Here is a 20,808-nt window from a genome sequence, read left to right as displayed (position 1 = left end):
ACGAACGCGAGACAAATACCCCCCGCCCAAACTCAAATAGCCCGAGCCGTAACACGCTAGACGATCTCGCGAATCATGCGCTGATCGGCTTCGACGAAACCACGCCGTTCCTGCGCGCCGCGGCGAAGGGGTTTCCGGCGTGGCGGCGCGAGGCGTTCTCGATTCGCAGCAGCAGCGATCTCGCACAGCTTGCGATGATCCGCGCGGGCTGCGGTATCGGCTTCTGCCAGGCCGGCATTGCGCGGCGCGATCCGCGGCTCGTGCGGGTGCTGGCGCAGGGCTGTACGTTCGCGCTCGAGACCTGGATCACGATGCACGAGGATCTGCGCGGCAATCCGCGCTGCAAGGCGGCGTTCGACGCGTTGGCTGCGGGTTTGGGGGCGTATGTGGCGGGAGCGTGAGGGCATGGCTCATGCCGCAGCGATGTTTCGTTGAAGCGCGAATCGAGACGGTTTGGTATGCGAACTATTCGGGGCGTGGCGATGGCCCCGAAGCTTGATGGCTAAAATTGAACTATGGACAAGACTCCCGCGTATGCATGCTGTGCCACCCATAACGATCAACCGGGCGACCCCCGCACCGGCGTTTCGCGCCGTGGTTTCCTGAAACTCGCGGGCGCTTCCGGGCTGACTGCCGGGACCGGCGTGCTGGCCGTGAGCGGCCGCGCTGCCGAGGCGAGCCCGGACGGGACGCCGGAGCAGATACACCTGACCTGGGGCAGCGATCCGTCCCGCGAAGCGGTGGTTTCGTGGGCGTCGCCTGCCGCTGCGGTCAATCCCCGCGTCAGCGTGCAGGCAAGCGCAACGGGGCAGCATGCACAGGTCTACCCCGCACAGGAACGAAGCTACGTGGACGGCATCAACGGCGAAACGGTGTACGCCTACCACGTCGCCCTGCGCGACCTGCAACCGGGCACCCGCTACCAGTACCAGATCACGGCGGATAACGACGGCAACAAGGGCGCGCCGTTCGCGGCCGACTTCCAGACGGCGCCGCGAGGACGCACGCCTTTTCGCTGGACCAGTTACGGCGATCTCGCCACGCCCAATACGAAGTGGGTGCTGTCGTACCCGCAAAGCCGGTTCGCCGTGGCGGCCGTGGAGCAGTTCAAGCCGCTCTTCCATTTGCTGAACGGCGACCTGTGCTACGGGAACCTGAACCCCACCTCGCAACCGTCCGTGTGGCGCGACTTCGGCAACAACGTGCAGGGCTCCGCGGCGAATCGACCGTGGATGCCGTGCCCCGGCAATCACGAACTCGAATTCCATAACGGCGACCAGGGCCTGGCTTCCTACCTGACGCGCTACACGCTGCCCGACAACGGCACGCGCTTTCCGGGCCATTGGTACAGCTTCCAGGTGGGCGCGGTATTGTTCGTGTCGCTCGATGCGGACGACGTGATCTACCAGGACGCCGCCGCCTTCGTGCCCGGCCCCGATCCCCTCGTGCCGGCGAACCGCAGCGGCAATCCGCCGGTCGCGGCCGGCACCTCGCTCTACGTTCGCGGCTACAGCCATGGCGAGCAGACCCGCTGGCTCGAACAAACGCTGCTGCGGGCGTCGGCCGATCCGGGCATCGACTGGATCGTCGTGCAGATGCATCAGGACGCACTCTCTTCGTCGTCGACCGGCAACGGCTCCGACAAAGGGATCCGCGAGGCATGGCTTCCGCTGTTCGATCGTTACGGCGTGGACCTGGTACTGTGCGGCCACGATCACGACTACGAGCGCAGCTATCCCGTGCGCGGATGCAATCGTAACGCGGGTGTCGACGCAACGACGGGCGCCGTAGTCGATACGTTGCAGCCCAGACCCGTCGTCGCGGCCGAGCCGGCCGATGCCACGTTCGACACGAGCCAGGGAACGATTCATCTGATTCTGGGCGGGGGCGGGACGAACGCACCGCTGGACGTCTACGGCAAGGATGCCGCCACGGGCCAGGTTCAGGCGAAGGTCTTCACGAAACCCAATCGTCCGGTACCCGGCAAAACGGCGGACACGTATACGCGCCCGGCGGCCGACGCGCTGGAAGATGCGATCTGGTCGGCGCGCCGCGATACCGGCACCGGCTACGGCCTCGCCGTGTTCGACTACGATCCTGGCATAGCGGGCGGCAAGACGACCATTACGATGAACTACTATCACGCGCCGGGCGCAGATCGGACGCCGACGGCAAACTATGAGTTGTTCGAAACGATTGTGATGGAGAAGCCGCGGCGCGTGCAGGCTGGTGGCGCCGGCCTCGAATAGCCGGCATCGTCCACGCGACATGCGCGGAAATCGAGCAAGCGCGGCTAGGCGGGATCGACCGAACCTCGGCACCATAGCGCCTGTTGCACGATCCAGACACCCAGCCCATGCAAGCTCACACCGACGCCGCCCGCGCCTACACGAAACGTTTCGATACCGTACTCGCTTATATCGACACGAATCTCGAAGGCGACTTGTCGGTCGACGCGCTGAGCCGCGTGGCGAACTTCTCGAAGTTCCATTTTCATCGCCAGTTTGCCGCCTACGTGGGCGTACCGGTCGCACGCTACGTGCAACTGCTGCGTCTGCGGCGAGCCGCCCGCCGGCTTGCCGCGCGCGAGCCCTGCACCGTGCTCGATGCCGCGCTGGACGCGGGCTTCGATAGCCCCGAGGCGTTCAGCCGGGCGTTCCGGCGTGCGTTCGGCAGGGCGCCGAGCGCGTTCCGGCGGCATCCGGGCTGGGAGATCTGGAGTGCGACCTTCGTCGTCCCCTACCTTTCAAGGAAACTGACCATGCAAGTGCGAATTGTGGATTTTGCCGAGACGCGTGTCGCCGCGCTCGAACACTGCGGACCGCCCGGACTCGTCAACGAGAGCGTGCGGAAGTTCATCGACTGGCGCAAACAGAGCGGACAATCGCCGCTCGCGTCGAGCCGGACTTTCGGTATCCCGCGCAACAATCCCGATACGACGCCGGGTGAGGCATTTCGCTTCGACATTTGCGGCGAGATGGCCGAACCGGTCGCGCCGAATGACCAGGGCGTTCGCGCGCTCACGATTCCGGGCGGCCGATGCGCGGTGGTTCGGCATACGGGCTCGACCGACCATATCGGCGAGACCATCTATCCGATCTATCGCGACTGGCTGCCGGGCAGCGGCGAGGAACTGCGGGACCATCCGTTGTTCTTTCACTACCTGAGCGTCTTTCCGGAAACGCCGCAGGACCAGTGGCAGACCGATATCTACATCCCGCTCGCGTGACGGGGGACGCGCTGCGAACCGGCCTTCAGACGCTGCCCGACGCGACGGGCAACCCCTCCGCCTTCCAGCGCAGCATGCCGCCGGCGAGGTTGGCCACCTTGCCGAAGCCGGCCTTGGTCAGCAGCACGCTGGCCTGGGCCGACCGGACGCCCGAGCGGCACACGGCCACGACGGGCCGTTCGCGGTCGAGTTCGCCGAGCCGGTCCACCAGTTGCGAGAGCGGCACCAGCTTCGCATCCGGCAGATGGCCAAGACGATCGATGAATTCCGGCGCTTCCCGCACGTCGACGATCTGCAGAGTTGCCGCATGCTCCAGCAGCGCCATCGGTTCGATTTCCCATACGCCGCTAAAACGCAGGGTGAGCGGCGCCCAGTCGGGCGTTTCGTCCAGGGGGGCTTCGCTTTCCGGCTTCCCGCACCGCAGGTTGGCGGGCACGGCGAGGGCCATCTGCCTCGGGTGCGGCAGATTCAGGTTGTTCATGTAGCCCGCGAAGTCGCCAAGATCCACGTCGCCGCCAAGGCGCGGATTGAAACGCCGTTCTTCGGCCACGCTCGTGACGGTGATGCCGCGATAGTCGTGGGCGGGGTAGAGCAGGCAGGTGTCGGGCAGCGTCAGGATCTGCTCGCGCACGGAGGCGAATAGCTGCTGCGGACTGCCGCCCTGGAAGTCGGTGCGGCCGCAGCCGCGAATCAACAGGCTGTCGCCGGTGAAAGCCATGCTCTCGTCGTCCAGCACATAGGTCAGGCAGCCGCTCGTGTGCCCCGGCGTTGCACGCACTTCCAGATGGCGTCGGCCGAAAGCGACGCGCTCGCCATGGCGCAGCGGCCGGTTCACGTCCGCGGCGCCGACCACCTCGGCAAGCGCGATTGCGCTACCGCAACGTTGCCGCAAGCGCCACGCCCCCGTCACGTGGTCGGCGTGCACGTGGGTGTCGAGCGTCGCCTGTAGCCGCAGGCCCAGTTCCTGCAGCAGGGCGAGGTCGCGCGGCACGTGCTCGTAGACAGGATCGATCAGCAGCGCTTCGCCGCTTTCGGGGTCGCCGAGCAGGTAGGTGTAGGTGGACGACGCGGGATCGAAGAGCTGGCGAAAGACCATCGCGGACCTCTCTGGGAGGAAAGGCGCGGCGATCTTCGCAGGCCGCCGCGGCCCGTTTCAGTCGCGCGATGCCTAGATGCCCGGCGGCCGGGACGGCACCCGCTGCCATCCCCGGGCGCAGGACTTCACGTACGGGTAATACCCTTCCGGCTTGGTGCAGTGATACCAGTAGTTTGCGTCCGGCGCCGCGCCGCCGCCCGGATCCGCCTGTCCGCCCTGGGCCTGCTCGACGTATTGCGTTGGTCCCGACGTATACCCGTACGCATCGACGGGCGCGGGCCCGTAAGGGTAGCCGGCGTAGTACGGGTACGGCGAGCCGTATCCGTACCAGGAGTAGGGATAGCCCCAGCCCGGGTAACCCCAGGCAAAGCCCGGGCCGAAATAGGCGCCGCCGCCCCAGCCCCAACCCCAGCCGCCGCCCCAGTGATAGTAGCCGCCGTGGTAATACCCACCGTGGTAATAGCCGCCACCCCAGCCGCCATGGTAATCCCCGCCGCCCCAGCCTCCGCCGTGATAGGAGCCGCCGCCGCTCCAGCTACCGCCCCTTCCTGCCACGGCTGCGCCGCTGGTGGCCATCGCCGCCAGAATCAGCACCAACTGGCATGCCTTGCGCCTGTTCATCATGCTTACCTCGAGAGTCCCTGCCGGTTCAAGTTGGGTCCGGCGGGCGACGAATGCTCGCCCGGTGAAGGCTACCCTTGAGCAGGACCGGCTCCTTCCAGTTTATTAATTTTCGGGACAGTTTGCTTTCTTTGTCTATTTCGTTCGATTACGGCGGCTCCGGGATGTCCGGATAGTGCTCGAAGGTCTCCTTGATGAGACTGCGCAGCCAGACGTTGGCCGGATCGGCGTTGAAGCGGGAATGCCAAAGCTGACGCAGCGCGAATGGCGGCAGCTCGACCGGCGGCGGCACGAACTTGACGGTGCCGAGCCGCGCGAACACCAGCCCAAGCTCAAGAGGAACCGTGGCAATCAGGTCGGGTTGAGCGTCGATCAGGTGAGGTACCGCAAGGAAGTGCGGGGTGGTGAGGTAGATGTTTCTTTTCACGCCATAGGCGTCGAACGCGCTGTCATAGGCCGCACTCGCGCGTCCGCTCAATGAGACGGTGATTTGCGGCATCGACTCGAACTGGGCACGCGTGAGCGTTTTTCCGATCTTGCGATTCCGTACGCTGACCAGCGTCACAAACGAATGCATGAAGAGCTGCTGCTGGTAGAGCCCTTCGGGCGCCGCGTGTACCGAACCTAGCGCGAGATCCGCTTCTCCCGACGACAGCATGCCTTCGATCTGCTCCAGAGGAACCTGAACCGACCGCAACGTGCAGCGGGGCGCCAGCTTTCTCAGTCGCCGGATCAACGGCGGCAGGAAGACCAGTTCGCCCATGTCGGTCATGCACAGCACGAAGGTTCGTTGCGCGGTCAACGGATCGAAGCCAGCCTCCACCACCACGTTTTGCCGGATCGCCGCGATGACCTCGGAAATCGTCGCGCCGAGTTGCTCGCCCTTCGGGGTCGGCGTCATGCCGTCCGGCGTCTTGATGAAAAGCGGGTCTTCGAAAAACGCGCGAAGGCGGTTGAGCGCGTGACTCATCGCCCCTTGCGTGATGCCGATGTCTTGCGCGGCGCGGGTCACGCTGCGCTCGCGCAGCAAGGCGTCGAAGACCACCAGCAGATTCAGGTCGAGATCTCGAATATGCATATCGTGCATTGAATCTATTAATGCCATTAGCTTGACGCATGATCGAGGCAAACCTATCGTGCGGTCAAGCGCCTCGCCGCCAGGGCGCACAGACAACGACACCAACAACCCATCAGGAGACGATCCATGTTCATCAGGAATACGTGGTATGTGGCCGCGTGGTCGCACGAAGTCGCGTCGGAGGCGCTGTTTTCGCGGATCATCACCGGCATCCCGGTGGTCATGTATCGCAAGGAAGAGGGGAGCGTCATCGCGCTCGCAGACCGTTGCTGTCATCGAGGCGCGCCGCTTTCGGCCGGTCGCCGCGAAGGCGATTGCATCCGCTGCATGTATCACGGACTCAAGTTCGACAGCGCGGGCGCCTGCGTCGAAGCGCCGGCGCAGCAACGGATCCCGCCGCGCGCGAAGGTGCGCAGCTTTCCCGTTGTCGAACGCCATCGGTGGATCTGGATCTGGATGGGAGACCCCGAACTCGCCAACCCAGACACGATTCCCGACACCCACTGGCTGGACGACCCCGAGTGGCGCAGCCTGCCCGGCTATATTCACTACGACGTGAACTACCTGCTCATCTGCGACAACCTGCTCGATTTTTCGCATCTTCCGTTCGTTCATCCGACCACGCTGGGCGGCCCGGAGGACTACGCCAAAGTGCAACCGAAAATCGAGCGCCTCGAAAACGGCTTGCGCGTCACGCGCTGGACGATGAACACCGATGCTCCGCCGTTTGCCGCTGCCGTGAAAGGGTGGCCCGGCAAAGTGGACCGGTGGAATATCTACGATTTCACTGTACCCGCGATTCTGCGCATGGATTCGGGGATGGCGCCTGCGGGAACGGGCGCGCCCGAAGGCACCCGCGTGGACGCAGCCGAATTTCGCTCGTGCCAGGCCCTGACGCCCGAGACGGAACATTCCACGCATTACTTCTTCGCGCAGCCTCACAACTTTGCAATCGATCAACCCGAAGTCACACGGTCCGTCCATCAATCGATCATTGACGCGTTCGCCGAGGACCGCGCCATCATTACGGCGCAGCAGAGGAATCTCGCACTCGATCCCGACTTCGAGATGATGCCCTTTGGTATCGATTCCGCGTTGACGCAATTTCGCCGGGTGGTGAATCAACGTCTCGAAGAGGAACGCGAGGCCCTTCGGCAACCTGCCAGGGAGGGCTGACATGATTTGCGTATCCCGGGCGAGATCGAGCGAACGGCTCATCGATCTGTAACCGCCCGGGAATCGGTCTACGCTTCGCCCTCGGCGCGCGCAACGCCATCGTGCGGGCCAAGCTCGCGCGCCGGCCAGTCGACCCAGCGATCCTTGCGCGTGGCCTCGTAGGCTTCGTGCTTCGGATAGCGAATGCGGTTCTCGTCCTTGGGCGTTTCGCCTATCACGAGCAGCCGCACTTCCTCGGTGGTGTTGTTCAGAAACGTGTGGCAGATGCCGGTGCCGGCCGGAAACGCCACCGAATCGCCGGGCCGCAGCCGGTGCAGATGACCATCGATCCAGGCGTCGGGCGTGCCCTCGATGACGAACACGAATTCCTCTTCCGCGCTTTCGGCATGCGGATACGAGGTGCGGCGGCCCGGCGCCAGGCGTTCGTGGTGAATGCCGATTCGCGTGAGGCCGAGCTTGCGCGCGAGCGGCGCGCCGAAGGCCATCGGTTCGCTATCGCCGGTGTAATGTGCCGGCGCCTCATTTTCCAGTTCCGTCCAGTGGCGGATGAAATCAGGGCGTTGCATGCGCGATGTCTCCTCGATGATGAGGCGTGCCATATCATCACGCGCCGGTGCGGTTGTCCAGCCTTTCGTCGCCGCGACGTGCCGCGATGCTCAGCCTTCCGTCCCTTCTCCTGCAACCGCGCCGGCCACCGCCGTTTCGCGCGCGGGCCTGCGCACGGCCCGCACCGTGCCGCTGTTTCCGCCGCCGCAGTAGAAGCGGTTCGCGCCATCCGATTCGAGCCCGGAGACGCCCGCGCCTTCCGGCATGTCGAGGGCCTCCAGCACCTCGCCGGTGTGCGGGTCGATGTGGCGCAGTTCGCTTTCGTGGTTCTCCCACGTACCGTGCCAGAGTTCGCCGTCCACCCAGGTGACGCCCGTGACGAAGCGGTTGGATTCGAGCGCGCGCAGCACCTTGCCGCTCTGCGGGTCGACCTCGAGGATCTTGCGTTCGTCGAAGCGCCCGACCCACAGGCTGCCCTCGGCCCACGCGAGGCCCGAGTTGCCGTCGCCCGCGGGCGACGGAATCGCGGCCACGACCTGCCCGTTGGCGGGATCGATCTTGCGGATGTGCGTGCCGTCGAGCTGGTAGAGATAGCGGCCGTCGAAGGCCGTGCCCGCATGCGAGGGCACGTCGATCGCGCGCACGGTTTCGCCGCTCGCCGGGTCCAGGGCATTGACCTTGTCGCCGGAAGCGAACCAGACATGCTGGCCGTCGTACGTGACGCCGTGGACGGGAGGCGTGCCTGCGAAGGGGCCATATTCGCGGACGATTTCGGCCTGTGAGCGTTTCATGAAGTCATCCTAATCGGTCGGTAGCGGAGAAGGGAGCAACAAAGGTGTCGCGAATCCGGGCGCGGGCGGCATGGTCCAGCGCCGCGCGCGTGCGCGTCCGAGCGGCGTGGCCTTGCCGCTGGCCGCGAGCGAGTCGAGCCCGCGCTGGATCGTGCGCTGGCTCGCGCCAAGCGCCAGCGCAAGCGACGAACTCGACCATGCCTGTCCGTCGGCGAGCAGCGCAAGGATGGCCGCATAGGGCTCTTCGATCGTGCGCGCCAGCACGACCACTTCGCGCGCGGCGTGCGGCGTCAGCGCAAAACCCTGCTGCGTGGCCTGCACGGCGGCGAGCGGGCGCAGCATCGCGCGCAGCCTTCCCATCTCGACGCGCAGGCGCGCGCGGTGCGAGTCGTCGGGGTGCTTCGTGCGGAAGGCATGCGCGATGAGCGCCTCGCGCGGCACATCGGCGGGCCACGCCTCGGCCAGCGCGCGTGCGAGCGTGAGCAGCACCGGCCGGCGCGCGAGCGTCACCACGGTTCCGCTCTCGCGCACGGCGTAGCGGCAGGCGTCCACGATGAAGGCCTTCGACATGAGCAGCGCTTCGATATCGTCGAGCGCGAGCGGGCGTTCAATGCCGCGCGAGACGAGGCGGGCCGCGGGTGCATCGAGCATTGCGGCGGCGGTGGCCACCTCGGCGGCGAGTGCGGGAATGGCGGCGGCGCGAACCGCGTGCGCCGCGCGGGTCAGCGCCGCGCGAGCGGGTTTCGCGAGGAGCCGCCGCATGGCGATGCCCGCGGTCACGAGTTCGAGGATGGCGGTAAGCGCGGGCGGCAGCCGGTTGTCGTGAAGGGCCGGGGAGAGGGCCGCGAGCCGGTCTTCGGCGTCGTCGAGACGGCCGACCAGCAGCAGGCGACGTATTTCGAGCAGGCGCGCATGGGCGGCGTTGGCGGCGTCGCCGTGCGCTTCGAGCGTGGCGCGCGCGGTTTCGAGCGCAGCTTGCGGCCAGCGCAGATCGCGCGCCGCGAGCGCGATCTCGGCCTCGGCAACCACGCAGCGCGCGCGCTCGACCGGCGCACCGGAGCCGAAGGCCCGCGCCGCGGCGCGCACGAGCGCACTCGCGCGTTCGAAGTCGCCGATCTGCGCCATGGCGATGCCGCGCATGGCGAGCGCGGGCGCATCGTCGCGCAGCGCAACGCGGTTCAGTGCGCCGAGCGGATCACCGGCCGCGAGGGCGCGCGCCGCGTCTGCGAGCATCGAGTCCATCGGAATCCCGCCACATTTGTCACTCCCGCCGCGAGCAAGCCCGGACCTAATCTAGCACACGTGTGGTGGCCGCTTTCGCACGGTGCGAGCCGGCCGCTCGACCACCGGACAACCACCCGGACAACCACCCGGACAACCACCCGGACAACCACCCGGACAACCCACCGAAAGGAGCGAAACATGGACACGAAGCACACGACCGGAACGCGCGAAGCCTGGCTCGCCGAGCGTCTCGAACTACTCGCTGCCGAAAAGGCACTGACGCGCCAGAGCGACGAGGTCGCCCGGCGGCGCCAGGCCCTGCCGTGGGTGCGCATCGACAAGACTTACGCCTTCGACACGGAAAACGGCCGCGCGACGCTCGCTGACCTGTTCCAGGGGCGCTCGCAACTGCTCGTTTATCACTTCATGTTCGGCCCCGATTACGCGGCGGGCTGCCCGTCGTGCTCGTCGATCGCGGACAGCTTCAACGGCGTCGCGGTCCACCTCGCGCATCACGACGTCACGCTGATGGCCGTTTCGCGCGCGCCGCTCGCGAAGCTGCTGGCTTACCGGCAGCGCATGGGCTGGCGCTTTCCGTGGGCGTCTTCGTTCGAGGCCGATTTCAACTACGACTTCAACGTGTCGTTCACGGAGGCGCAGCAGTGTGACGGTACCGTCGAATACAACTACATGCGCGGGCACCATGCGATGGACGCGGTGCCCGCTCCCGCACCCGTCGTGCAGTTCGCGACCGTGTGCGGCACCGACGCCCGAACCTATGCGCGCGACCGGCCCGGCATGAGCGCATTTGCGATGGAGGACGGTGCCGTTTATCACACGTATTCGACCTACGCGCGCGGCGTGGATGCGATCTGGGGCATGTACCAGTGGCTCGATCGCGCGCCGCTCGGCCGCAACGAGACGGGCGTGTGGTGGCGCCGTCACGACGAGTACGCCACGCGCTGAGGCGGATCATGCGCGCCATGCTCGTCACCGCCATGCCAGGGCGCCTCGCCGGGCGCGTGTGGACCGGCGTGGCCGCACTCGTTTTCAGCGCCGCCACGGCTGCGACGATTGCGATCTGCATTTCGATGGCCTCGAAGGGCGGCGTGCCGATGGCGGGCGGCTGGACGATGTCGATGGCCTGGGCGCGCATGTGTGGGCAGACGTGGACCGGCGCGGCGGCGGCCTTCGTCGGCATGTGGACGGCCATGACCGTGGCGATGATGCTGCCCGTGCTGGCGCCGGCGTTGCGGCGCTCGCACGCGGCGGCAGCGGGGCGCGGGGACGTGTTGTGTGCGGAGTGGACAGTGCTGGCGGGTGCGGGCTACTTCGCCGTGTGGATCGGCATGGGCGTGGCGCTCTATCCGGTTGGCACGGCACTCGCCGACCTCGCGCTGCGCATGCCCGCGCTGGCTCGCGCCGTGCCGTGGGGCAGCGGCGTGGCGCTGCTGATGGCGGGGTGGTTTCAGACTTCCGCGACGAAAATGCGCTATCTGGCCTGTTGCCGGGCCGCGACCTCATGTGGCCCGGCGGCGCGATCGGGCGCGCGCGCCGCGTTGGGTCACGGCGTGCGGTTGGGGCTGCATTGCAGCGGCTGCTGCGCGGGGTTCACGCTCATGCTGCTCGCCGTGGGCGTCATGGATCTGCACGCCATGGCGTGTGCCGCGGCGGCCATTTTCGCCGAGCGCTTCGCGCGCGACGGCGAACGCGTGGCGCGATTGACTGGCTTGTTGATCGTGGCGGCGGGGTTTGTGATGATTGCGCGGTTTTGGGGCGGCCCCGGCTGAAAGACGCGGCTTGTTTAGCGTGGAGCGCAGAAAAGCCTAAACCATGGCGCATAGCGGTCGTTATACGAGGTATCGAAGCCTGTAGAGCGACTTGTGAGCCAGTCGAACACCCTGTCCACGCGCCTGCGCACCCTGATCGACACCGTTCAGCAGAACGAGCGGGCACTCCAGCGTTTCCAGCAGATCGAGGTCCGCCTGATCAGCGCCGACGATTTCGCGTCCTTTCTGGACGCGCTCGTCTCCGATCTCGCGCGGGCGTTCGAGCTCTCGCTTGTGACGCTCTGGCTCGACGCATGCGCGCCGCACGTCGGCGAGCTGCTCGATGCCGAACCGGGCCATACGCCCGACGCGCGCTCCTTGCGCGGCGGCCGCGCGAACGAGTTAGGCGAAGACCTGCCGTGGCCGCCGCGGGGGCGGCGCGCGCCCTGGCTGGGGCGTCCCGCCGGACTCGCGGCGCCGCTGCGCGCGGCGTTCTTCGATCCCGAGGACGAGCCGCAAAGCGTCGCTATTCTCGCGATCGAGGGCGGCGAGGGCGTGTGCGGCTATCTGTGCATGGGCAGCGCCGATCCGGGCCGTTTCGTGCCTGGCATGGCGACGGACCTGCTGCAGCGCTTCGCGATCTTCGTGAGCGCGGGGCTCGTGAACGTCGCGCACCGGCAGCGCCTGAGGCAGGAGGGCGTGACCGACCCGCTCACGGGCCTGCCGAACCGCCGCTATTTCGACGCCCGGCTGCACGAGGAAGTGCAGCGTGCGGCGCGGGTCGCAGCGTCCGTGGCGTGCCTCTTCATCGACATCGACGCGTTCAAGCCCATCAACGACACCTACGGGCACGGCGTGGGCGACCGCGCGCTCGTGGCCGTCGGCGCCTGCATCCGGCGTGCGGTACGGCTTGGCGAAACGGTGGCGCGCTACGGTGGCGAGGAATTCGTCGCGCTCGTGCAGGGCGATGCGCAGCAGGCCTGCGTGGTCGCGGAACGCGTGCGCGCGGCGGTCGAGGGGCTCGCGGTACTCGACGACACGGGCGAGCCGCTCAGGCTGACCGTTTCGGTCGGCGTGGCGGCGCGAATGATGGCGCCGGACGGGCCGCCCGCCGGCGACGCGGCGCGCGCGCTCATCGACGCCGCCGACCAGGCGATGTACCGGGCCAAGCGCGCGGGACGCAACCGCGTGGACTGGCAGACCGCCGCGGCGGGCAGTCCGGTTTGACGCAGGTTTGAAGCGCGCGCCGCCGGGCCCGCGGGCCGGCTACGCGAGTTGCTTGTGGAAATAAGTCGTCGAGCAGAAGGTGCCGTCGGGCATCAGCGCATAGTTCGGCACCACGCCCACGCGCTGCCAGCCGGTGCGCTGGTAGAGCCGTTCGGCGTCGCCGCCCGTCACGGTATCCAGCACCAGTACCGTCTTGCCGGCCTCGCGCGCGGCTTCGTCGACGACGGCCATGAGGCGCTGCGCGACACCCTGGCGCCGCGCGCGGCGGCTCACGAGCATCTTGGCGACGTCCGCGCGGTGCGGCTGGTTTTCGGGCTGGGCGGTCACGAGCTGCACGGTGCCTGCGATCCGGCCCTCTCCGTCCTCGGCCACGAGCAGAATGCGCTCGCCTCGCGCCACACCCTGCGCGACGCCGCGCCAGAAGTCGAGCGCCGTGTCTCGCGAGATCGGCAACATGAAGCTCACGGAAGCGCCGCCCTCCACGCAGTCGATCAGCACCTCGGCGAGTTGGGGCGCTCGGGCGAGCGCGTCTTCCGCAGCGAGACGCCGGATCGAAAGGCTGGCGAAAGTGTCGCTCATCGGCTGCTCCTGGCAGGCACGTCGTCGAGCCGGCACAGCGCGACGAGATAACGGGCGCTTTTGCGCGTGGGGTTGCGGTAGACGATGGGGCGATCGAGCTTCATCGCCAGACAGTCGCCTGCTTCGAGGCGCCACTGGCGCTCGCCGACGCTCATCTCCATCGTGCCTTCGACAATCCAGATCTGCTGGTAAATGTCGGGATCGCGCAGGCTCGTGTCGTAGGCCACGCGCTGCCCGGGCGGGAAGCGGACCTCGACGAGCTGGATGGGCGACCACGCGGCCGGCGAGAGGTTACGCCGCACATAGCCCGATTCGGGGTCGGTCCAGATGGCCTGCTCGCTCGCGGCGCTGAGCGGCGAGGGCGCACCGGCGCTGTCACCCTGGGGCGACTCGAACAGCGAGGCCAGCGAGACGCCGAGCGCGGTGGCGAGCTTTTCGAGCACGACGGCCGTGGGGCTGCTTTCGCCGCGCTCGATCAGCGAAATGTTCGACCGGCTCACCTGGCTGCGCTCGGCGAGCGCTTCCAGCGACCAGCCTTTGGCGTCGCGGATCTCGTGGATGCGGCGGGCGATCGTGGCGTGGATGTCCATGCTGTCCAGAATAGTGGATGCCGTTTTCCAGTAAAATAGACGAGTTGCGGGGGCGGGTCAAATCGCGCCATAGCGGATTTCCAGCAGCGGCATGCCTCGCGCCATCGAGTAAACTGACGGTTTTCCGCGTCCTTTTCTCCACGTCCATTACACGGTTCTGTCCATGAGCACGATTCTCGAAAGTCTTCCGGTGGGTCAAAAAGTTGGCATTGCGTTTTCAGGTGGCCTCGACACCAGCGCCGCTTTGCACTGGATGCGCAAGAAGGGCGCCGTGCCTTACGCCTACACGGCGAACCTCGGCCAGCCGGACGAGGACGACTACGATTCGATCCCGCGCCGCGCCACGGAATACGGCGCCGAGGGCGCCCGCCTGATCGACTGCCGCGCGCAACTGGTGGCGGAAGGCATTGCCGCGCTGCAAAGCGGCGCGTTCCACATCACGACGGCCGGCGTCACGTACTTCAACACCACGCCGATCGGCCGCGCCGTGACGGGCACGATGCTCGTCGCCGCGATGAAGGAAGACGGCGTCAACATCTGGGGCGACGGCAGCACCTACAAGGGCAACGACATCGAGCGCTTCTACCGCTACGGCCTGCTCGTCAATCCGGACCTGAAGATCTACAAGCCGTGGCTCGACCAGCTCTTCATCGACGAACTGGGCGGCCGCGCGGAAATGTCGGAGTTCATGCGCCAGGCGGGCTTCGCGTACAAGATGTCAGCGGAGAAGGCCTACTCGACCGATTCGAACCTGCTGGGCGCGACGCACGAGGCGAAGGACCTGGAGAGCCTCGAGTCGGGCATCAAGATCGTCAACCCGATCATGGGCGTGGCCTTCTGGCGCGACGACGTGAAGATCGACAAGGAAGAAGTCACGATCCGCTTCGAAGAGGGCCAGCCCGTTGCGCTGAACGGCAAGACCTTCCCGAACGCGGTCGAACTGCTGCTCGAAGCGAACCGCATCGGCGGCCGCCACGGTCTGGGCATGAGCGACCAGATCGAGAACCGCATCATCGAAGCGAAGAGCCGCGGCATCTACGAAGCCCCGGGCCTGGCGCTGCTTTACATCGCTTATGAGCGGCTCGTCACCGGCATCCATAACGAAGACACGATCGAGCAGTACCGCGAGAACGGCCGCCGCCTGGGCCGCCTGCTGTACCAGGGCCGCTGGTTCGATCCGCAGGCCATCATGCTGCGCGAAACGGCCCAGCGCTGGGTGGCGCGCGCGATCACGGGCGAAGTGACCGTCGAGCTGCGCCGCGGCAACGACTACTCGATCCTCAGCACGAAGTCGGAGAACCTCACGTACAAGCCGGAACGCCTCTCGATGGAGAAGGTGGCTTCGACGTTCTCGCCGCGCGACCGCATCGGACAACTGACGATGCGCAATCTCGACATCACGGATACGCGCGACAAGCTGCGCGTTTATTCGCAGGTTGGGCTGCTTACGCCGGGCGAGGCTTCGGCGTTGCCGCAACTGAAGGAAGAGACGAAGTAACTAGCGCCGTTAATTGCGCGGCGAAGTTGCAGGTGCATGAGCGGGCTGCGGCGACTCAGGGAGTCGTTGCAGCCCGTTTTTTTAGGGTTCTTCGCAGGTGTGCGGGGGACGCAGATTCACCGGCTTGCAAAATTTCCGCCAACTGCATCACCAAGCCTCTCCTCCTGGAGGTTTGATTTCTTTCTCCACCTCTGCTCGTGTAAAGCGCATGATCCAATCATCAAAGTACCGGGGAAGATTAGGTAGCATCGCAAGCTCTGATGGAATTTCTGCCTGACATCGAGCACAACTACAGACGAAGCGAAAAACATCCATCAAGGCAAAGTTGCGCGTTGCGTAGTCGGCGTCATCAAAATCAGGTGACTGAGGATAGCTCCAGGTGATGGCATCTCCCGCCTGGACATCGTGAAGCGCCACAAGCGTAACCTCCTTTTTCTCGATACTGCCCGGTTCATAAGTGGCGTTTGGCCTGCAGGAATGGTTAGCTCGACTTATAACGGGATAGATGCCATGGCCGATGATTTCGCGACGGGCATCCACATATCCAATGTTGTTAGTGGCAACGCCAAAGTAGAGCTTTTTTACGAAATCCCGGGTGCGCCTATGCTTCTTCGCCAAATTTCGCTCGATCCGGTTATCTTCTGGATCCATGAGATATTTGGTTACCTTCAGACACAAGGCGCAATAGCGTTGCGTCAGATCGGTTTTCAACAGGATTTTATCTACCAGATCCCAAGTGGGAGTGGAGTACCTGGGGGTGGCATCGAGAACAGCGACTAATGGTGTTTCGGATACGATCACCTCGCCTTCTTTAATCGGCTCGGTGGCGGTGAGCTGGTACTCCTTGCCCCAAGACGTGACAGCAAAGCGAACTGCGGATGTTGCCATAAGCGGATTCTCCATCTTTGCAGCAATTATTTTGCTAAATTAGCTGGCGAGTCAGAAAAATCAGTATAGGCGAAGTATCTGCTGTTGGTCGAACAGAGGGCGATGTTCTGATATCTGCTGTCAGATCAAGGCTAACTTTACACACCTAATCACTGAGGGAGGTGGTCAAACGGCCGCTTGCGTTGCATCGTCTCGGGTACGAGACGACGCCCGCACTGATCCTCAAAAATGCGGAATTATTGATTTCTAGTCCTACAGATAAGGTATTAATAGTCACAATCGATGGTAAATTCGTCGGTAGCATCAGCTTACATGTGCTTTCGCTGTTCCATGCAGCCGGTTATCTGGAGCGCATAACCAGCATGGTCGTCGACGAGCATTACCGGGGAGACGGTATCGGTCGTGCTTTAATTTCTGCCGCAGAATGTTGGTTTAAGACGGTCGAATGCGTAAAGTTGGAAGCGACGAGCGGAGATTGCCGTCCTGATGCGCAATAGAGAGGTGCCGGACCGTGCCGAGTTGCTACCGGAGAATGCGGCAGTAGTCGACCAGTCCCGATCAAAACGGTTAGTGTGGCGAGGCGCTTCGATCTAGTCAGCATCGGAAGGTCCACCTTCGAGAGAGGTCTCGTTACGATGTTCGCATAACATTATCGTGGAGCCGCCATGTCTCTGTCTTTGCATGAAAAAGGACTGTACTTCGCGTATTCCCTCGCCGAGCTGACCGGCAGGCCAGTCGCCGTCTATATCGAAACCACCGGCGTGAAAGCAGGCGGGATCAGTACCGCAACAGACCGCTACCAGATCCGCACGGCGCTGGTGAATTTGCTGCGCAATGGCAATTACGGGCGCACTGGTTTGATCTGCCTGAGTTATGTGCCGGGCGAACTGGATCAGGGCATGTTCCAGATGAATTCGGTGGCCGGCGGACTGTTCTGGGCAACCGATTCGCAAATCTACAAAGCCACCGTCGCTTCGTTCGTGTGGGCGGCCGGCGTAGTGGCGTATTCAGAAGACGCTCGCCCTTGGGTAACCGCCAGCGCGAGTAACCGCGTGGTAATGGCCAATAGCTGGCTGCGCATTAATCGGCTGGATGGCAAATTGCTGCATCCGCCCATGGTCTCGACCGAGGTTCAGGATATGCGCGGCCAGTTGGTGCGTGAATACACACCGCCCACGGTGGTCGAGGTGCCTGATTTTACCGGTACGCCGCCGGACTATCGGCCAACCCCGCTGAGCGACGCAATCTTGATGGCGCTGGCGTATGCCATTGTGCGGGTGTCCTGGTCCGAGGGTGCCATCAGGCACGACGGCCACAACACGCAGGCCGAGGAGTTTGGCGGCCACAATATCGGCTGCGTCATGATTGATGGTACTGGCAAGATCTTCGGCTGGGGGCTCAACTTGACCGCTGTCGGGGCTAGTTTGCACGGCGAAACGATGGCGATCCTGACCCACCAGCGCACCAACGGCGGACCACTGCCTGTTGGCACGCGCATCTATACCACCCTGAAACCTTGCTATATGTGCGCCGGCACCATTGTGAGTGCCGCGCCGGACTGCACCGTTATTTACGGCCAGGACGACCGCAACATCACCAACAGTGCGCTGGATCGACGCGTGAACAACTGCAGCAACGTCATGCGTCCGGGCGAAACCACCGGGCCTGCGCTCCTGGGCATCCAGGGGGGACTATCCACCACCGGCAGCCTTGCGACCGAAGCCGCGCGGGGCCTGATGGGCGATGCGCTCGAAGAGTTCTTCAAGATCGGCGCAAATATTCCGCCGAGCCGGTGGGAAGTCGATTTGTGGATCCAGGCAATGGATTTGCTGTGTGCAATCAGCCCGTTTGCCAGGACGCTGTATGGCTATTACCTGAAGGGGCTGGAGGCGCAGTCAAGCTGAGGAAGATATAGACGCGCAGCGGGCAAGAGCCCGGCATACGCCACGCACATTCATGCGGCGATAGTCCGTCACAGTAAACGAGAAAAGTGCGGGCAGCCTGTGCAGCAGCCGAAACAGCACCGCCGACGACCGCCCCGGCCAGAAGCCGGGGCAGCGCTGCTCGCACTCTTTGGATCAGAAGCGGTGCTTCAGGCCAACACCCACGACGACCTGTTCATCGCCGGAGGCCGGGTCGAGGCTGTAGATGCTGGCGTCGAATGCGCCATTGTTGTTGCCGCCGCTAACCTTCTGGTAGACACCCTCGAGATAGATGTCGGTACGCTTCGAAAGCAGGTAGTCGACCTGAGCCATCACCTGGTTCCAGTGCGGCGAAGCCGACGCGTAGCCCTTCGACGCGCCGCCAAAGCCACCGGTCGTGTACGTGTACGCAGCGCCCAGCGCCAGGTCCGGACGGAGGAAGTAACGGCCGTTGATTTCGAAGTTGTCGAACTTGACGTACTCGCCACCCAGTGCGCCCGTGGAGGTGCTGCCGCCTTGCCAGACGCCGGTCACGTTGTAGGTAACCGAATGCGTCCACAGAACGCCAATCGACGAATCGCCGAGCTTGTACTGCGCGCCGACGCCATAAATCTGCTGGTCGCCGCCGGTGGTCAGCGCGTCGCCGTCGCCGGTGCTCACAGCGCCAGTCGCATTGGCCGACGCGGGCTGCGCCGTACGATTGAGCTGCACGTACGCGGCCGCCACATTGAACGGGCCATACGAATAGCCGGCGCCCAGGCTGTATGCGCTGTTATTCGCAAACTGGCCTGCTGCGCCCGAGAAGGCATACATCGCACCGGCCTTGAAACCGTCGTACGACACGCTGCTGAACTTCACGGAGTTGTTCAGCCGCATGTCGTTGTTCAGGTTGTCGTTGTCGTACACATGCGATGCAAGGTTGCCGCCAAATCCCGAACCGGTCGCGCTAAGCGGCGCGACGTAGTCGACCATGAAGTCGTATTGACGGCCAAGCGTCAGCGTACCGTACTGGCTCGAGCGAAGACCAACCCATGCCTGACGGCCGAACAGGTCGCCGCCGTTCTTGAGCGCGCCCGTATCGACGTTGATACCGCTTTCCAGCCAGAAGACTGCACTCAGACCGCCGCCGAGATCTTCCGTACCACGCAGACCCCAGCGCGACGTATAGACGTTGCCGCTTTGCATCGACCAGAGGCTCGCGCCCGCCGAGCTTGCGCTCGACGCCGATTTGCGTGCGTTGTTTTGGTACACGATACCGGTATCCAGCACGCCAAAAAGCGTAACGCTGCTTTGAGCGTGCGCCACACCGGTCACCAGCATTGCCGCGGCGGCGGCAATATATCGACTCTTCATCACTTAACCCCTTACGGTTTGTCCTGCAAATTCACCTGCAAATTTCCTGCGGGATGAAGTGTAAGGTTTCGATGTGATGCTATAGCGTGAACATTGCAAAAATGTCATTGAGATTTCTATATGCAAGTGCGTCATAAAAATGACAAAAATTCATGCAGTGAGCGCACTGTCCCTTCAATTCGGGGCTCCGATGGACGCACTAGTCGGCTCATGCGCCGCGGAGCCTCGATATTTCAGGGGAAACCCTGCTTTTTCGTGTTGTGAATTTCCGACAGCCGATACCCACGAGGAGCGCCGGGTTTTTAAATATTCGGCAATGTCAGGATCTGGATGATGCGGCGTTTATCGGCCCGCGGCGGCGTCCGAGGTTTCGGTTGCCCAGTGCGATGGAAGCTTTTTGTATGGATTCGGCAGCGTCAACGAGGTTACGTAGATGCCGCCAGCGCCATTCTCCGCGGCAAACTGCACGACGCCGGCGAGCGAAGCCGCCGGTACGTTGTAGACCATGTGCACGAAGCGGCTGACCGGATAGTTCGATTGCCATGCGGACGCCTTGAACTTCGTATAGGCCTTGGCGTTGTCTTCGAATACGACGAGCTGGTCGGCCACCGGCAGGCTTGCGTAAATCTCGGGAACGTTGGTGCCCGGATTGCCGGTTACCTGGTAGTTCGCCGAAAGTCCCTTGATGTAGTTGTAGATCGACTGATAGAACTGGAGGTCGGCCGTTTTGCTGTCGGTGGTCATCTCGTCGATGAAGAATCCATCAATCTGGTACATCTGCGTATAAAGATTGATGTCCTGCACGACAGCCGCGAGCGCACGCTTGCCGTATTTCGTCGAGACATAGCCGATCACCTTGCCGCCCGCCGCGTGCACCTTCGCGATAGCCGCAAAATAAGCCGAATCGGCTTTCTTGCCGGGACCATTGTCCGGATTGAGGATGGCCGTGGTGGGTGCGCTTGCGGCGGAAGTCGCCAGCGCATTCCAGTCCGCCGGATCGCTTTGCGCATCGAAGTAGGCAGGCACGACGAGTTCGAGTTTCTTCGCCGTTTGTGCGTGGGCCGGTCCGCTCATTGCCAGCGAACCGGTCAAGAGGAACGCGGTGCCGAAGATTCGGGCGCAGCGATTGAGGCGGGTAAACGCGGCCAGGACAGCCGACTCCGTTGTCGTACCGATGCGGGTTTTTTTCATGTTTGCCTTTCAACGGGCTCGGAGCCCGGG

21 protein-coding genes are annotated in these 20,808 nt (G+C 64.3%); 10 read left to right on the top strand and 11 right to left on the bottom strand.

The annotated features are described in order from the left end of the window. The 3 genes from V8683_RS25980 to V8683_RS25970 all read left to right on the top strand — a co-directional run. A partial coding sequence (locus V8683_RS25980) for a LysR substrate-binding domain-containing protein (RefSeq protein WP_462880690.1) occupies positions 1 to 401 on the top strand: 401 nt, incomplete at its 5' end. Positions 402 to 515: 114 nt separating this feature from the next. Beyond that, on the top strand, positions 516 to 2,249 hold the full coding sequence (locus tag V8683_RS25975; RefSeq protein ID WP_411192865.1) for a purple acid phosphatase family protein: 1,734 nt from the start codon (positions 516 to 518) through the stop codon (positions 2,247 to 2,249). Positions 2,250 to 2,356: 107 nt separating this feature from the next. Beyond that, positions 2,357 to 3,229, top strand: a complete 873-nt coding sequence (locus V8683_RS25970) for an AraC family transcriptional regulator (RefSeq protein WP_411192866.1) — start codon at positions 2,357 to 2,359, stop codon at positions 3,227 to 3,229. 25 nt (positions 3,230 to 3,254) lie between these two features. Here the strand turns inward: V8683_RS25970 and V8683_RS25965 are convergent, their stop codons facing one another. From V8683_RS25965 to V8683_RS25955, 3 genes are all read right to left on the bottom strand, one after another. After that, a complete protein-coding gene (locus V8683_RS25965; RefSeq protein ID WP_411192867.1) occupies positions 3,255 to 4,325 on the bottom strand; it encodes an MBL fold metallo-hydrolase in 1,071 nt (356 codons plus the stop codon). A 72-nt stretch (positions 4,326 to 4,397) separates the two neighbouring features. Continuing rightward, positions 4,398 to 4,880: a hypothetical protein gene (locus tag V8683_RS25960; protein WP_411192868.1), complete on the bottom strand. Its 483-nt coding sequence runs from the start codon at positions 4,878 to 4,880 to the stop codon at positions 4,398 to 4,400. Positions 4,881 to 5,094: 214 nt separating this feature from the next. Then, entirely contained in the window at positions 5,095 to 6,126 is a 1,032-nt protein-coding gene (locus V8683_RS25955; protein ID WP_462880691.1) for a LysR family transcriptional regulator, read from the bottom strand. Positions 6,127 to 6,150: 24 nt separating this feature from the next. Here V8683_RS25955 and V8683_RS25950 point away from each other — a divergent pair, with 24 nt between their 5' ends. After that, positions 6,151 to 7,200 (top strand): aromatic ring-hydroxylating dioxygenase subunit alpha, encoded by a 1,050-nt coding sequence (locus V8683_RS25950; protein WP_411192869.1) that lies wholly within the window; start codon positions 6,151 to 6,153, stop codon positions 7,198 to 7,200. 68 nt (positions 7,201 to 7,268) lie between these two features. Here V8683_RS25950 and V8683_RS25945 read toward each other — a convergent pair whose 3' ends face one another. The 3 genes from V8683_RS25945 to V8683_RS25935 form a co-directional block, all read right to left on the bottom strand. Beyond that, positions 7,269 to 7,766, bottom strand: coding sequence for a cupin domain-containing protein (locus tag V8683_RS25945; RefSeq protein ID WP_411192870.1), 498 nt, complete (start codon positions 7,764 to 7,766; stop codon positions 7,269 to 7,271). A 90-nt stretch (positions 7,767 to 7,856) separates the two neighbouring features. Further along, on the bottom strand, positions 7,857 to 8,537 hold the full coding sequence (locus tag V8683_RS25940; RefSeq protein WP_411192871.1) for a Vgb family protein: 681 nt from the start codon (positions 8,535 to 8,537) through the stop codon (positions 7,857 to 7,859). Positions 8,538 to 8,546: 9 nt separating this feature from the next. Then, positions 8,547 to 9,779 (bottom strand): helix-turn-helix domain-containing protein, encoded by a 1,233-nt coding sequence (locus V8683_RS25935; protein WP_411192872.1) that lies wholly within the window; start codon positions 9,777 to 9,779, stop codon positions 8,547 to 8,549. Positions 9,780 to 9,959: 180 nt separating this feature from the next. Here V8683_RS25935 and V8683_RS25930 point away from each other — a divergent pair, with 180 nt between their 5' ends. The 3 genes from V8683_RS25930 to V8683_RS25920 all read left to right on the top strand — a co-directional run bounded on the left by V8683_RS25930 (position 9,960) and on the right by V8683_RS25920 (position 12,757). Further along, positions 9,960 to 10,727, top strand: coding sequence for a DUF899 domain-containing protein (locus tag V8683_RS25930; protein WP_411192873.1), 768 nt, complete (start codon positions 9,960 to 9,962; stop codon positions 10,725 to 10,727). Positions 10,728 to 10,735: 8 nt separating this feature from the next. Beyond that, on the top strand, positions 10,736 to 11,551 hold the full coding sequence (locus tag V8683_RS25925; RefSeq protein ID WP_411192874.1) for a DUF2182 domain-containing protein: 816 nt from the start codon (positions 10,736 to 10,738) through the stop codon (positions 11,549 to 11,551). A gap of 93 nt (positions 11,552 to 11,644) precedes the next feature. Then, positions 11,645 to 12,757, top strand: a complete 1,113-nt coding sequence (locus tag V8683_RS25920) for a GGDEF domain-containing protein (RefSeq protein ID WP_411192875.1) — start codon at positions 11,645 to 11,647, stop codon at positions 12,755 to 12,757. 39 nt (positions 12,758 to 12,796) lie between these two features. Here V8683_RS25920 and V8683_RS25915 read toward each other — a convergent pair whose 3' ends face one another. Then, complete coding sequence (locus V8683_RS25915; protein ID WP_411192876.1) at positions 12,797 to 13,336, bottom strand: GNAT family N-acetyltransferase; 540 nt, start codon at positions 13,334 to 13,336, stop codon at positions 12,797 to 12,799. Beyond that, positions 13,333 to 13,926 carry a helix-turn-helix domain-containing protein gene (locus V8683_RS25910; protein WP_411192877.1) on the bottom strand — a complete coding sequence of 198 codons (594 nt, stop codon included), beginning with the start codon at positions 13,924 to 13,926 and terminating at the stop codon, positions 13,333 to 13,335. The genes V8683_RS25915 and V8683_RS25910 overlap by 4 nt, the downstream gene beginning before the upstream one ends. A gap of 163 nt (positions 13,927 to 14,089) precedes the next feature. Between V8683_RS25910 and argG the strand changes: the two genes are divergently transcribed. Then, positions 14,090 to 15,424: an argininosuccinate synthase gene (gene argG, locus V8683_RS25905; RefSeq protein ID WP_411192878.1), complete on the top strand. Its 1,335-nt coding sequence runs from the start codon at positions 14,090 to 14,092 to the stop codon at positions 15,422 to 15,424. 147 nt (positions 15,425 to 15,571) lie between these two features. Here the strand turns inward: argG and V8683_RS25900 are convergent, their stop codons facing one another. After that, positions 15,572 to 16,312 carry an SET domain-containing protein-lysine N-methyltransferase gene (locus V8683_RS25900; protein WP_411192879.1) on the bottom strand — a complete coding sequence of 247 codons (741 nt, stop codon included), beginning with the start codon at positions 16,310 to 16,312 and terminating at the stop codon, positions 15,572 to 15,574. Between the two features lie 161 nt (positions 16,313 to 16,473). Between V8683_RS25900 and V8683_RS25895 the strand changes: the two genes are divergently transcribed. Together V8683_RS25895 and V8683_RS25890 are read left to right on the top strand one after the other, a co-directional pair. Beyond that, positions 16,474 to 16,809: a GNAT family N-acetyltransferase gene (locus tag V8683_RS25895; protein ID WP_411192880.1), complete on the top strand. Its 336-nt coding sequence runs from the start codon at positions 16,474 to 16,476 to the stop codon at positions 16,807 to 16,809. 168 nt (positions 16,810 to 16,977) lie between these two features. Beyond that, the gene (locus V8683_RS25890) at positions 16,978 to 18,216 is read left to right on the top strand and encodes a Bd3614 family nucleic acid deaminase (protein WP_411192881.1); all 1,239 of its coding nucleotides are present in this window, start codon (positions 16,978 to 16,980) and stop codon (positions 18,214 to 18,216) included. A gap of 174 nt (positions 18,217 to 18,390) precedes the next feature. Here the strand turns inward: V8683_RS25890 and V8683_RS25885 are convergent, their stop codons facing one another. Continuing rightward, the gene (locus V8683_RS25885; protein WP_411192882.1) at positions 18,391 to 19,587 is read right to left on the bottom strand and encodes a porin; all 1,197 of its coding nucleotides are present in this window, start codon (positions 19,585 to 19,587) and stop codon (positions 18,391 to 18,393) included. A 342-nt stretch (positions 19,588 to 19,929) separates the two neighbouring features. Continuing rightward, a complete protein-coding gene (locus V8683_RS25880) occupies positions 19,930 to 20,778 on the bottom strand; it encodes a spherulation-specific family 4 protein (RefSeq protein ID WP_411192883.1) in 849 nt (282 codons plus the stop codon). Positions 20,779 to 20,808: the final 30 nt, after the last annotated feature.

It is taken from the genome of Paraburkholderia sp. AV2, from assembly GCF_054968425.1.
The sequence above is the reverse complement of the archived record's forward strand: the minus strand, read 5'-3'. Positions and strand labels throughout refer to the sequence as shown.